1 protein-coding gene is annotated in these 233 nt (G+C 83.3%); it reads right to left on the bottom strand.

Features of this window, described 5'->3' with window-relative positions:
• Positions 1 to 233 (bottom strand): ATP-binding cassette domain-containing protein (locus tag KVT14_RS21570; protein ID WP_217617407.1); only part of this gene is annotated, 233 nt, incomplete at both ends.

The following is a 233-nucleotide window of genomic DNA, read 5'->3' as shown; positions in this document are numbered from 1 at the left end:
CCCGCGCCTGCACCGAGATGTCGAGCGCCGAGGTGGGCTCGTCGGCGTTCAGGTGCTCGGGGTCGAGCGCGAGCGCCCGGGCGGGCGACGCGCGCTGGCGCTGGCCGCCGGACAGCTCGTGCGGGAACCGGTCGCCGGAGGACCGCGGCCGGTGGGCGGACTCCAGCTGCCCCGCGGGCCGCGCGCGGGCGGGGCGGGGCGGGCTCGCCCCGCCGGCGGCGGCCCGCGCGAGA

It is taken from the genome of Cellulomonas sp. GbtcB1 (assembly GCF_019091725.1).
In the GTDB taxonomy this organism is placed as follows: Bacteria; Actinomycetota; Actinomycetes; order Actinomycetales; family Cellulomonadaceae; genus Cellulomonas.
The sequence above is the reverse complement of the archived record's forward strand: the minus strand, read 5'-3'. Positions and strand labels throughout refer to the sequence as shown.